The following is an 11,396-nucleotide window of genomic DNA, read 5'->3' on the forward strand; positions in this document are numbered from 1 at the left end:
GGTCCGGCCAAGGGGCTACGGTATGCACCCACGAGGTGACATGCAGCGATGCCGGGAGAAGCCTTGAGCGTTCCGTACGACTCAACCGCGTACGAACCAGCCGAGCCGCCCGAGTCTCCGGAGGAGCAGCTCGAGCGCCTGCTCGGACGTGCCCTGAACTCCTTCGAGCTGCCCGACGAGACGCTGTGCCGGCTCGACTGCGCGCTCGCGTACGACACTTCGCTGTACTCCGCACACCACAGCGCGGGGCGGCACCGCGAGACGTACCGCCACACCTGGCTGCTCGCGGACGGCATGGCGGTCACCCTGTGGGAACTGGTGCACAACACCGGTCCGGACGGCCGCACGCAGCACGAGCTCTATGCGGAGGAGGAGGATCTCCGCGAGGCGACCGCGCGGCTGCCGTTGCCGCCGGACGCGCCGGACCTCGAGCTGCCCGTGACGGTGCATCTCCCGCCCGTGCCGCACCTGCCCCTGCACGCGTACGAGCCGGGTGACTCCGCGGACCACGCGCGCCGGCTGCTCCGGCGTGCGGAGAACCCGGACCGCCCGGGTGCCGCCATCGCACGCCTGCTGCACAGGGCGTGCGCCCACCAGATCACGCAGGCCTTCGGCCGCCCGTGCCCGGCGGGCGGGGCGGGCGTCGGCTTCGCCCTGTACGAGCACGCGTTTCTGCTCCGCGACGGCAGCGAGATCAGCCTCTGGGAGGTCGAACACACGGCGACACCGGACGGACGCCACATGTGCGAGGTGTACTCCACGGAGGCAGCAGCCCGGGAAGCGATGGACCGACGGGCAGCAGGGGTTTCCGGCGGAGCGTCTTAGGCCTGGCCTGACCGTTGTGGGCAATCGTTCCGCAGGGCTGGGGGCACCTCCCAGCGGTAGCTGAGGGAGGGTGGGCACAACCCACGACGTACGGTGCGTTTTGCGCATACGGCGGCGGGGGCACCCCGGGACGACTCCCAGGGTGCCCCCGCCGCTACATCACTCCGTTGCCGTCACACCGCCACCGGCTGCTTGGCCTCCGCGGCAGGCGCCGTCGCCGCCGAGGCGGCCGCCGGCTTACGGGCCCCCTTCAGCACCACGACCAGCGCAGTGGACACGCACACACCCGCGGCGATGGCGACCAGGTACAGCAGCGGCTGCCCGATCAGCGGGACCACGAAGATGCCGCCGTGCGGGGCACGCAGCGTGCACCCGAAGGCCATCGACAGGGCACCGGTGACCGCGCCGCCCACCATCGAGGCGGGGATGACCCGCAGCGGGTCGGCCGCGGCGAACGGGATCGCACCCTCGGAGATGAAGGAGGCACCGAGCACCCAGGCCGCCTTGCCGTTCTCGCGCTCGGCCTTGGTGAAGAGCTTTCCGCGCACCGTGGTGGCGAGCGCCATCGCCAGCGGCGGCACCATGCCGGCCGCCATGACCGCGGCCATCACCTTGAGCGAGCCCTCGGTCGGGTTGGCGAGGCCGCCGACCGCGAAGGCGTACGCGACCTTGTTGACCGGACCCCCGAGGTCGAAGCACATCATCAGGCCGAGGATGACGCCGAGGATGATGGCGTTGGCGCCGCTCAGGCCCTTCAGCCAGTCCGTCAGCGCGCTCTGGAGCTCGGCGATGGGCTTGCCGATGACCAGGAACATCAGGAAGCCGACGACGATCGACGAGATGAGCGGGATCACCACCACCGGCATGATGCCGCGCAGCGGCGCGGGGATCCGGATCCGCTGGATGGCCATCACGACCGCGCCCGCGATCAGACCGGCGGCGAGGCCGCCGAGGAAGCCCGCGTTGATCGTGACCGCGACGGAGCCGCCGACGAAGCCGGGGACGAGGCCGGGCCGGTCCGCCATGCCGTACGCGATGTAGCCGGCGAGGACCGGGATGAGGAAGCTGAACGCCAGCCCGCCGATCTGGAACATCAGCGCGGCCCAGCTGCTGTGGTCGGTCCAGACGAAGTGCTCGGCGACGGACGGGGCCTTGTTGATCGAGTAGCCGCCGATCGCGAAGCCGAGGGCTATGAGCAGACCGCCCGCGGCGACGAACGGGACCATGTAGCTGACGCCGGACATCAGCCACTTGCGCAGCTTGGTGCCGTAGCTGTCGCCGGCGTCGCCCGCGCTCTCGACCGGGGTGCCGGGCGCGGCGGCGGACGTGGTCTCGCCGCGGGCCGCCTTCTCGCGCACGTCGGTGATGAGCTCGGCGGCGCGGTTGATACCGGCCTTGACGCCCACGTCGACAGTCGGCTTTCCGGCGAAGCGCTCCTTGTCCCGTACGGGAACGTCGTGCGCGAAGATCACGCCGTCGGCCGCGGCGATCACGCCGGGGTCGAGCCGGGTGAAGCCGGCCGATCCCTGGGTCTCGACGGCGACCTCGACGCCCGCGTCGCGTCCCGCGTTCTCCAGCGACTCGGCGGCCATGTAGGTGTGCGCGATGCCGGTCGGGCAGGAGGTCACGGCGACGATACGGAAGGGCCGCGGCGCCTCGGTGCCCGTGGCACCCGACGCCGGGGCCGCACCGTCGTCGACGGGGGCGCCCGGCGCCGGGGCCGTGGGGTCCGCGCCGGCCTCGGAGGCCGCCGAGGCGACCGGCGCGGAGTCCTGGGCAGCCTGTGCAGCGGCGGCAGCCGCCGGAGCCTCGTCACCGCGGATCAGGGCCGCGGCAGCCGCGGCGTCGCCGACGGCCCGGAGCGCGGACGTGAAGTCGGCGTCCATGAGCTGACGGGCCAGCGACGACAGGATCGTCAGATGGGCGTCGTCCGCGCCGGCCGGGGCCGCGATCAGGAAGATCAGGTCGGCCGGGCCGTCGGCGGCGCCGAAGTCGATGCCCGGAGCGCTGCGCCCGAAGGCCAGCGTGGGCTCGGTGACGTGTTCGCTGCGGCAGTGCGGGATGCCGATGCCGCCGTCGAGGCCGGTCGGCATCTGCGCCTCGCGGGCCGCGACGTCGGCGAGGAAGCCTTCGAGGTCGGTCACGCGGCCTCGGGCCGCCATCCGCTCGGCGAGGGCACGGGCCGCCGCCTCTTTGGTGTCGGCGGACAGGTCGAGGTCGACCAGGTCCGCGGTGATCATGTCGCTCATCGCGGGCTCCTTTGCGTGCGTATCGCCTTGCGGGCGAGGGTGGGGACGGGGAGCGGAAGACGGAGAGGGCTAAGCAGGGAGCGAGAAGAGGACGCGTGGACGGAGGCCGGGATCTGCGAGCCGTGGCCCCCGCGCCTCGCGTTCGGCCACGGGCGGCGGGCCGGCACCATGGCCGGTCGCGACGCGTTCCATGGCCTGCGTACCGCCGGAATCGGGGACGGGCGGTACGACGAGTGGGAGCGGGCCGTCGGGGAGGGCCGGCCCGCGGCGGGGTTCAGACGAGCCAGGGCGGAGGGGCGGCCCGCCGGACGTAGGCGATATTTCGGGTATGTCGCCGATGAGTGGACCACATGGAGCGGCCGAAGCGCCAGGGCTGGGCGAAACGTCCCGGCCGACGGTGGGATCACCGAGCAGCAGGACGCGCGGTGCACGGTCATGACACCGCCTCCATCAGGGCTTGGTCCGAGGGGATGACGGCCGTGACCGTCACCGCGTCCGGTTCGAGGTCGGCGGGGGTCGGCATCACGCTGCCGGGCAGCTGGACCGCGGCGGCACCGTGGGCGACGGCGGAGGCGAGGGCCTCAGGCCCACTGCCGCCCGCGATCAGGAATCCGGCGAGCGAGGAGTCGCCCGCGCCGACGTTGCTGCGTACGACGTCGACCGGGGCGCTGCCGAAGTAGGCGCCGGAGTCGTCGACGAGCAGCTGTCCGTCCGCACCCAGGCTCGCGAGCACCGCCCGCGCTCCCCTCTCGCGCAGCTCCTCGGCCGCCTTGACCGCGTCACCGACGGTCGCGAGCGGGCGGCCGACGGCCTCGGCGAGTTCCTCGGCGTTGGGCTTGACGACGTCCGGCCGCTCGCGGAGTGCGGCGAGCAGCGCCGGGCCCGAGGTGTCCAGCGCGATCCGGGCGCCCGCCGCATGGGCGCGGGCGACGAGCTCGGCGTACCAGGAGGGCGCGAGCCCGCGCGGCAGGCTGCCGCAGCACGCGATCCAGTCCGCGCCCGCGGACTGCCGGCGCACGGTCTCGAGGAGCAGTTCCTGCTCCTCCGGGGAGAGCTCGGGCCCGGGCGCGTTGATCTTCGTGAGCGTGCCGTCGGGCTCGGCGATCGAGATGTTGGAGCGCGTCTGACCGGCCACCGGCACCGGGGCGACCTCGATGCCCTGCTCGTCCAGGAGCTGCGCCACGAAACGGCCGGGCGCCCCGCCGAGCGGCAGCACGGCGACGGTCCGCTGCCCGGCCGCCGCGACGGCCCGCGACACGTTGACCCCCTTGCCGCCCGGGTCCATACGGTCGCCGGTGGCCCGGACGACCTCGCCGCGGTCGAGCGACGGGACCTCGTAGGTGCGGTCGAGGCTCGGATTCGGGGTGACGGTGAGGATCATGCGCGTACTACTTCCGTGCCACCGCGCTCGATGGCGCTCGCTTCGTCGGGGCTCAGCCCGCTGTCGGTGATCAACAGGTCCACGTCGGCCAGGCCCCCGAAACGCGCGAAGTGCTCCTTGCCGTGCTTGCCGGAGTCGGCGAGCAGGACGACGCGCCGCGCGGCAGCGATTGCGGCCCGCTTCACGGCGGCCTCGGCGAGGTCGGGCGTGGTCAGCCCGTGCTCGGCGGAGAAGCCGTTGGCGGCGAGGAAGACGACGTCGGCGCGGATCTCGCCGTACGCACGCAGCGCCCAGGCATCGACGGCCGCGCGGGTACGGTGCCGGACCCGGCCGCCGATGAGGTGGAGCTGGATGCCGGGGTGGTCGGCCAGCCGGGCCGCGGTCGGCAGGCTGTGCGTCACGACGGTCAGCGTGGACTCCAGCGGGAGCGCCGCCGCGAGCCGCGCGACGGTCGTACCGGCGTCGAGGATCACGCTGCCCTCGCTCGGCAGTTCGGCGAGCGCGGCCCGCGCGATGCGGTCCTTCTCGTCGGCGGCCGTGCTCTCGCGCTCGGCGAGGTCGGGCTCGAAGTCGAGCCGCCCGGCCGGGATGGCTCCGCCGTGCACGCGGCGTACGAGACCGGCGCGGTCCAGGGCCTTCAGGTCCCGCCGAATGGTCTCGGCCGTGACCTGGAACTCCTCGGCCAACGACAGCACGTCAACCCGGCCACCATCGCGCGCGAGGCGGAGGATCTCCTGCTGACGCTCCGGTGCGTACATGGCCCGTTTGTCTCCATTCGATGCCCGAACCTGTGGTTTCGCCTGAGCGTACGACTGGATTTCCGGAAAGTAAACAGGTTCGGGCGCACAACAGACACAAACGGGCGTCCACCAGCAGGAGCCAGGGCCGACGAGACAGCGAGGCAGCGGGGCAACGGGGCAGCGACCACGAGGCACACACCAGGGCATGAGTGAGCCCCGGCGCCTTGGGGGGAGTAGGCACCGGGGCTCAGCTTCAGGGGGGTTCGGCGGCCTGCCGCAGGTGGGCGGGTCACGCCGGCGGGCAGGGCGGTTACGCGGCCGCGTCGAACCCCGTGTCCCGCGCGAGCTTCTTCAGCTCGAGCAGCGCGTGCTTCTCGATCTGGCGGATGCGCTCACGCGTCAGCCCGTGCTCCTTGCCGACCTCGGTGAGCGTGCGCTCGCGGCCGTCCTCGATGCCGTACCGCATCTTGATGATCGATGCGGTGCGCTGGTCGAGGCGCCCGATGAGGTCGTCGAGCTCCTCGCTGCGCAGCAGCGTCATCACGGACTGCTCGGGCGTGATCGCCGAGGTGTCCTCGAGCAGGTCGCCGAACTGCGTCTCGCCCTCGTCGTCGACCGACATGTTGAGCGATACCGGGTCGCGGGCCCAGTCCAGGACGTCCCCGACACGCTCCGCGTTCGAGCCCAGCTCGGCGGCGATCTCCGCGTGCTCCGGCTCCCGGCCGTGCTCACGGGCGAACTCCCGCTGCACCCGGCGAATCCGGCCCAGCTCCTCCACAAGGTGGACGGGGAGGCGAATCGTACGCGACTGGTCCGCTATCGAGCGGGTGATCGCCTGACGGATCCACCACGTCGCATACGTGGAGAACTTGAAGCCCTTGCGGTAGTCGAACTTCTCGACCGCACGCACCAGGCCCGCGTTGCCCTCCTGGATCAGGTCGAGCAGGGGCAGGCCGCTGCGCGGATAGCGGCGGGCGACCGCGACGACCAGACGGAGGTTGGACCGGATGAAGACGTCCTTGGCCCGATCGCTCGCCTCGACCAGCGCCTCGAGCTCCTCGCGGGTCGCCTTCTTCGCGACCTCGCTCTCCTGCTCCACATCGTCATCGAGGATCTGCCGTGCGTACACACCCGCCTCGATGGTCTGGGACAGCTCGACCTCCTTGGCGGCGTCGAGCAGCGGCGTCCGCGCGATCTCGTCGAGATACATGCCGACCAGGTCGCGATCGGCGATCTCGCCGCCTCCGGCGCGAACACTGCGTGCCACGTCCGTCTCGCCCACGGCGGACTGACGGCTGGCGACGGCACGGGTTGCCATGCGTGCTCCCTTGCGATGGTGGATTCGAGCGGGTCCTGGAGTGACCGGCACCCCTGCCGGGTGCCCAGCGTCCGAAGGAAACAACGACTGGAATCCGGACAGAATTCCCAAGCCGCTCATCAATTTTGCTGATCATGCAGTACCCTGTGCCGCCACAAGGGAGGCCGGATGTCGTCAGAGCACACAGAGGTGCAGGTCAGACCGGGAGCCGAGGAGGATCTCACGGCCCTCACGGACATCTACAACCACTATGTCCGCGAGAGCGCCATCACCTTCGACACGACCGTCTTCACCCCCGAAGAGCGCCACCCGTGGCTGCTCTCCCATCCGGAAGACGGCCCGTACCGCCTCATGGTTGCCCAGGAGCAGCACAACGGTCGCATCCTTGGATACGCCACATCAAGCCCATTCCGTAAAAAACCGGCATATAGCACCTCTGTCGAGGTGAGCATCTACCTGGCACCGGACGCGGGCGGGCGCGGCGTCGGCACGCTTCTCTACAAGGCTCTCTTCGAGGCCCTGGCGGGCGAGGACCTGCACCGCGCGTACGCGGGCATCGCGCAGCCGAACGAGGCCTCGAACCGCATACACGAGCGCTTCGGCTTCCGCCATGTCGGCACGTATCGCGAGGTAGGACGCAAGTTCGGCCGGTACTGGGACGTGGCCTGGTACGAGAAAGAGCTGTAGCCCGGGAAGGGCTACAGCTCCAAGGAACACCACGAACCACTATCCGAACTGAACGGACCTCTTCGCGAGACCCATCCAGAACCCGTCGATCACGCTCCGCTGCCCGCCCAGCTCGCCGGCCGCGTCCGCCGCACCCATGGTCACGAAGAGAGGCGCGAAGTGTTCGGTGCGCGGGTGGGCGAGCCGTCCGGCCGGGGACTTGTGCGTGAAGTCAAGCAGCGCGTCCACGTCGCCCGAGTCCAGCGCGCGGTTGCCCCAGTCGTCGAACTCCACCGACCAGGCGGGGATGCCGCCCTGCCGCAGCGCGGCCAGGTTGTGCGTGAAGAAGCCGCTGCCGACGATCAGCACGCCCTCGTCGCGCAGAGGAGCGAGCTTGCGGCCGATGCCCATCAGCTTCTGCGGGTCGAGGGTCGGCATCGAGATCTGCAGGACGGGGATGTCGGCGTCCGGGTACATCTCGACGAGCGGCACGTACGCGCCGTGATCGAGCCCGCGGTCCGGGATGTCCTGCACCGGGACGCCGGGGCCGCGCAGCAACTTCCGTACGGACTCGGCGAGTTCCGGGGCGCCCGGGGCCGCGTACTGCACCTGGTAGTAGTGCTCGGGGAAGCCCCAGAAGTCGTACACGAGAGGCACGGTCTCGATGGCGCCGAGGGCGAGCGGGGCCTCTTCCCAGTGGGCGGAGACCATCAGGATCGCCTTGGGGCGCGGCAGGTCAGCGGACCAGGCGGCGAGCTGGCCGGGCCATATGGGGTCGTCGGCGAGCGGCGGGGCGCCATGGCTGAGATAGAGCGCAGGCATACGCTCCGGTGCGGTGACGGTCATGGCGGTTACTCCCTGCTGCTCCTGCACTTCTACAGCTGCTACGTCCGACGCTGCGGCCGATCCGGGCCATCTGCATCGACAGCTACTTGAAACCTCAAGCTTTCCGGTTTCAGAGCCTACCTCCGTTTTGTTTAAGTTTCAAGGAGGAGGCGTACAGTGGGATACATGACGACGGCACCCGACCGAGAGCCGCGCTGGCTGACCAGCGAGGAACAGCGCATCTGGCAGGCGTACCTGCACGCCACCATGCTCCTTGAGGACCATCTCGACCGCCAGCTCCAACGGGATGCGGGTATGCCGCACATCTACTACGGCCTGCTCGTACGGCTCTCCGAGGCGCCGCGGAGCAGGCTGCGGATGACCGAGCTGGCGATGGGTGCCAAGATCACGCGCTCCCGCCTCTCGCACGCGATCGCGCGGCTGGAGAAGAGCGGCTGGGTGCGCCGCGAGGACTGCCCGTCGGACAAGCGCGGCCAGTTCGCCGTACTGACCGACGCGGGCCACGAGGTGCTGCGGCAGACGGCACCCGGCCATGTGTCGGCGGTCCGCCAGGCGCTCTTCGACCGGCTCACTCCCGAACAGCAGAAGTCCCTCGGCGAGATCATGCAGATCGTCGCCGAGGGACTCGAGCCGAAGGACGCGTCAGCGGACCTGCCCTGGCTCCGCTGACCGCCGAGCATGCGGGTACGGGGTGCCTGCCCCGGACGTACGCCGGGTCAGTGCGCGACGACCGGCACGTGCACCTCGTCCTGCTGCTCGTCCTGTGCGTCTCCGCTGCCGGCTCGTCCGGAGGCCGGAGTCGCGCCCGGACGGCCCGTGTTGATGAAGGTCAGCGCGATCACCGCGGACACGGCCAGGATGCCGACGGCGAACCAGATCGCGTTCGTGTAGCCGTGCACCATGCCCTGCAACTGCACCAGTTGCTGCTGCGGCTTGGAGGCCGCCGTTGCGATGTGGTCCTTGACGTACGCGGTGGTCGCGGACGCGGCGATGGTGTTCAGCAGCGCCGTGCCGATCGCGCCGCCCACCTGCTGCGAGGTGTTGACCATCGCGGAGGCGACACCGGCGTCCCGCGGCTCCACACCGAGGGTCGCCAGCGACATCGCCGGCATGAACGCCGTGCCCATGCCGAGACCGAGCAGAAGCTGCGCCGGCAGCAGCAGCCCCACGTACGACGAGCCGATCTCCATCTGCGTCAGCAGCAGCATGCCGACCGCGGCGACCAGGAAGCCCGGGCCCATGAGCAGCCGGGGCGCGACCCTGGTCATCAGACGGGCGCCGATCTGCGTAGAACCGGTGATCATGCCCACGATCATCGGCAGGAACGCGAAGCCGGTCTTCACCGGGGAGTAGCCCTTCACGACCTGCAGGTAGTACGTGAGGAAGAGGAACAGGCCGAACATCGCGATCACGGCGAGGCCCAGTGACAGGTAGACGCCGCCGCGGTTGCGGTCGGTCGGCACGCGCAGCGGCAGCAGCGGCGCCCTGACCTTGGACTCGACGAGGACGAACCCGGCCAGCAGCACCGCGGAGACGACGAACAGGCCGATGGTCACGGAGTCCGACCAGCCGTCGGACTCGGCGCGTGTGAAGCCGTACACCAGGGAAACCAGGCCGAGCGTGGACAGAACCACGCCCGGGATGTCGAGCGGCGAGCGGTTGCGTGAGCCGGCCGGCTCACGGACGACGAAGTACGCGCCCGCGGCCGCGACGATGGCGAACGGGATGTTCACGAAGAACGTCCAGCGCCAGTCCAGGTACTCGGTGAGGAAGCCGCCGAGGATCAGACCAACGGCGCCGCCGCCACCGGCGATCGCACCGTAGATACCGAACGCCTTGGCGCGTTCCTTCGCCTCGGTGAACATCACGGCGAGCAGGGACAGCGCGGCGGGCGCCAGCAGCGCGCCGAACGCACCCTGCAGGGCGCGGGCGCCGAGCATCATCGCCTCGCCCTGCGCCGCACCGCCGAGCGCGGAGGCCGCAGCGAAGCCGAGCAGACCGGTCACGAAGGTGCGCTTGCGGCCCCAGAGGTCGGCGATACGGCCGCCGAACAGCAGCAGACCGCCGAAGGCGAGGGCATAGGCCGTGATGACCCACTGCCGGTTGCCGTCGGATATGCCCAAATCCTGCTGGGCGGAGGGCAGTGCGATGTTCACGATGGTCGCGTCGAGCACGACCATCAGCTGGGCGAGCGCGATGAAGACGAGCGCTTTCCAGCGATTGGAGTCGGGGGCGGGAGCTGCTGCCGACGGAGCAGCCTTGGCGGTTTCAGGCATGGAGGAACCCACTTCGGGACTTGGCAGGAGTCGAAACAGGAAGGAGGTGGAAGAGGACGTGGAGAAATAAGGACTTGGCGAGCGGTCGGAACAGGAACCGGGTCGAACCAGGAACGGTCTCGAACCAGGAACGGTGCGACGCTCGGTACGGAAGGCGTCAGGAACGGTGTGACGCTCGGGATGGAAAGGCGTAAGGCTCGTCAGCGTTGACGGGCGGAGCGTGCAGAACTCGTCGGCCGCGCAGGGAACTTGTCTGAACTCGTTTGTCGGTCCGGTGTCGATCGGGTCCGGTGTCGTTCGAGTCTGATCTGATGTCGGTACGGCGCGTGTCGGTCAGGCGTGTGTCATTCCGGCCGCCGGAGATCCTCCAAAGTGGCTGCGGTTCCCGGCAGTTCGGAACGGGCGGGGGCCTGCAGACCGTCCAGGAACAGCTGCAGATGGCGGTGGACGAAGCGGTCGATGCCCTGGCACCCGGTTCCGGGCAGCGGCCTGGTGAGCTGGCTGAGCGCGACCATCAGATCGCCGACGGCGACGTCGGAGCGCAGCTGCCCGGCACCGCGGGCCCGCTCCATGAGCGCCTCGACGAGAGCCTCGATCCGGTCGCGCGCGGCCAGCAGATCCGGGTGGTGCTTGTCGAAGGCGCCGGAGAGCATCGGGCACAGGGCGCCGATCCGCTCGTCCGCAGCCGCGTGCACGAAGCGGCGCAGGGCGGTGAAGGCGTCGCCCTCCTCGGCGAGCGCCCCCTCGGCCAGCTCCGATGTCCGGTCCATGACCGAGCACACGACCTCGCGTACGAGCGCCTCGCGGTCGGGGAAGTGCCGGTACAGCGTGGCGTTTCCGACGCCGGCGCGGCGCGCGATCTCGTCGAACGGCACGTCGGCGCCGAACTCGACGAACATCTCGCGGGCGGCGGCGACGATCCGCTCCCGGTTGCGCAGGGCGTCGGCCCGCGGGCGGGTCGTACGGCGCTGCGCGACGGTGGCGGCGTTCACGTCTGCACTCCTATCCGGGGTTTCCGTTGTCCGATATCCGGGGCCTTCGTCATCCGGGGATTCCCTCCCCGCTTCGCTCGGACACTCAGCTAAACGGGGAGAC

General features: G+C 70.5%; 10 protein-coding genes. 3 read left to right on the forward strand and 7 right to left on the reverse strand.

The window, feature by feature from the left end; all coding sequences use genetic code 11:
* The first annotated feature begins 63 nt into the window (after positions 1-63).
* On the forward strand, positions 64-825 hold the full coding sequence (locus tag ABT009_RS26460) for a DUF6227 family protein (RefSeq protein WP_351299757.1): 762 nt from the start codon (positions 64-66) through the stop codon (positions 823-825).
* A gap of 173 nt (positions 826-998) precedes the next feature.
* On the opposite strand, the gene ABT009_RS26465 is transcribed toward ABT009_RS26460, so the two are convergent.
* The 4 genes from ABT009_RS26465 to ABT009_RS26480 form a co-directional block, all read right to left on the reverse strand.
* Entirely contained in the window at positions 999-3,074 is a 2,076-nt protein-coding gene (locus ABT009_RS26465) for a PTS fructose transporter subunit IIABC (protein ID WP_351299760.1), read from the reverse strand.
* Between the two features lie 433 nt (positions 3,075-3,507).
* Complete coding sequence (gene pfkB / locus ABT009_RS26470; RefSeq protein WP_351299762.1) at positions 3,508-4,455, reverse strand: 1-phosphofructokinase; 948 nt, start codon at positions 4,453-4,455, stop codon at positions 3,508-3,510.
* Positions 4,452-5,213 carry a DeoR/GlpR family DNA-binding transcription regulator gene (locus ABT009_RS26475; protein ID WP_351299765.1) on the reverse strand — a complete coding sequence of 254 codons (762 nt, stop codon included), beginning with the start codon at positions 5,211-5,213 and terminating at the stop codon, positions 4,452-4,454. Before ABT009_RS26475 ends, pfkB begins: the two co-directional genes overlap by 4 nt.
* Positions 5,214-5,505: 292 nt before the next feature.
* Positions 5,506-6,513, reverse strand: coding sequence for a sigma-70 family RNA polymerase sigma factor (locus ABT009_RS26480; protein WP_351299768.1), 1,008 nt, complete (start codon positions 6,511-6,513; stop codon positions 5,506-5,508).
* A gap of 168 nt (positions 6,514-6,681) precedes the next feature.
* Here ABT009_RS26480 and ABT009_RS26485 point away from each other — a divergent pair, with 168 nt between their 5' ends.
* The gene (locus tag ABT009_RS26485) at positions 6,682-7,200 is read left to right on the forward strand and encodes a GNAT family N-acetyltransferase (RefSeq protein WP_351299770.1); all 519 of its coding nucleotides are present in this window, start codon (positions 6,682-6,684) and stop codon (positions 7,198-7,200) included.
* Between the two features lie 39 nt (positions 7,201-7,239).
* Here ABT009_RS26485 and ABT009_RS26490 read toward each other — a convergent pair whose 3' ends face one another.
* The gene (locus tag ABT009_RS26490; RefSeq protein ID WP_351299773.1) at positions 7,240-8,025 is read right to left on the reverse strand and encodes a dioxygenase family protein; all 786 of its coding nucleotides are present in this window, start codon (positions 8,023-8,025) and stop codon (positions 7,240-7,242) included.
* A gap of 165 nt (positions 8,026-8,190) precedes the next feature.
* Here ABT009_RS26490 and ABT009_RS26495 point away from each other — a divergent pair, with 165 nt between their 5' ends.
* Positions 8,191-8,694: a MarR family winged helix-turn-helix transcriptional regulator gene (locus ABT009_RS26495; protein WP_351299776.1), complete on the forward strand. Its 504-nt coding sequence runs from the start codon at positions 8,191-8,193 to the stop codon at positions 8,692-8,694.
* 47 nt (positions 8,695-8,741) lie between these two features.
* On the opposite strand, the gene ABT009_RS26500 is transcribed toward ABT009_RS26495, so the two are convergent.
* Both ABT009_RS26500 and ABT009_RS26505 read right to left on the reverse strand, forming a co-directional pair.
* A complete protein-coding gene (locus ABT009_RS26500) occupies positions 8,742-10,301 on the reverse strand; it encodes an MFS transporter (protein WP_351299779.1) in 1,560 nt (519 codons plus the stop codon).
* 344 nt (positions 10,302-10,645) lie between these two features.
* Positions 10,646-11,293 carry a TetR/AcrR family transcriptional regulator gene (locus tag ABT009_RS26505; protein ID WP_351299782.1) on the reverse strand — a complete coding sequence of 216 codons (648 nt, stop codon included), beginning with the start codon at positions 11,291-11,293 and terminating at the stop codon, positions 10,646-10,648.
* Between the last annotated feature and the right edge of the window lie 103 nt (positions 11,294-11,396).

Origin of the sequence: Streptomyces sp. NPDC002896, from assembly GCF_040295225.1 — a bacterium.
In the GTDB taxonomy this organism is placed as follows: Bacteria; Actinomycetota; Actinomycetes; order Streptomycetales; family Streptomycetaceae; genus Streptomyces.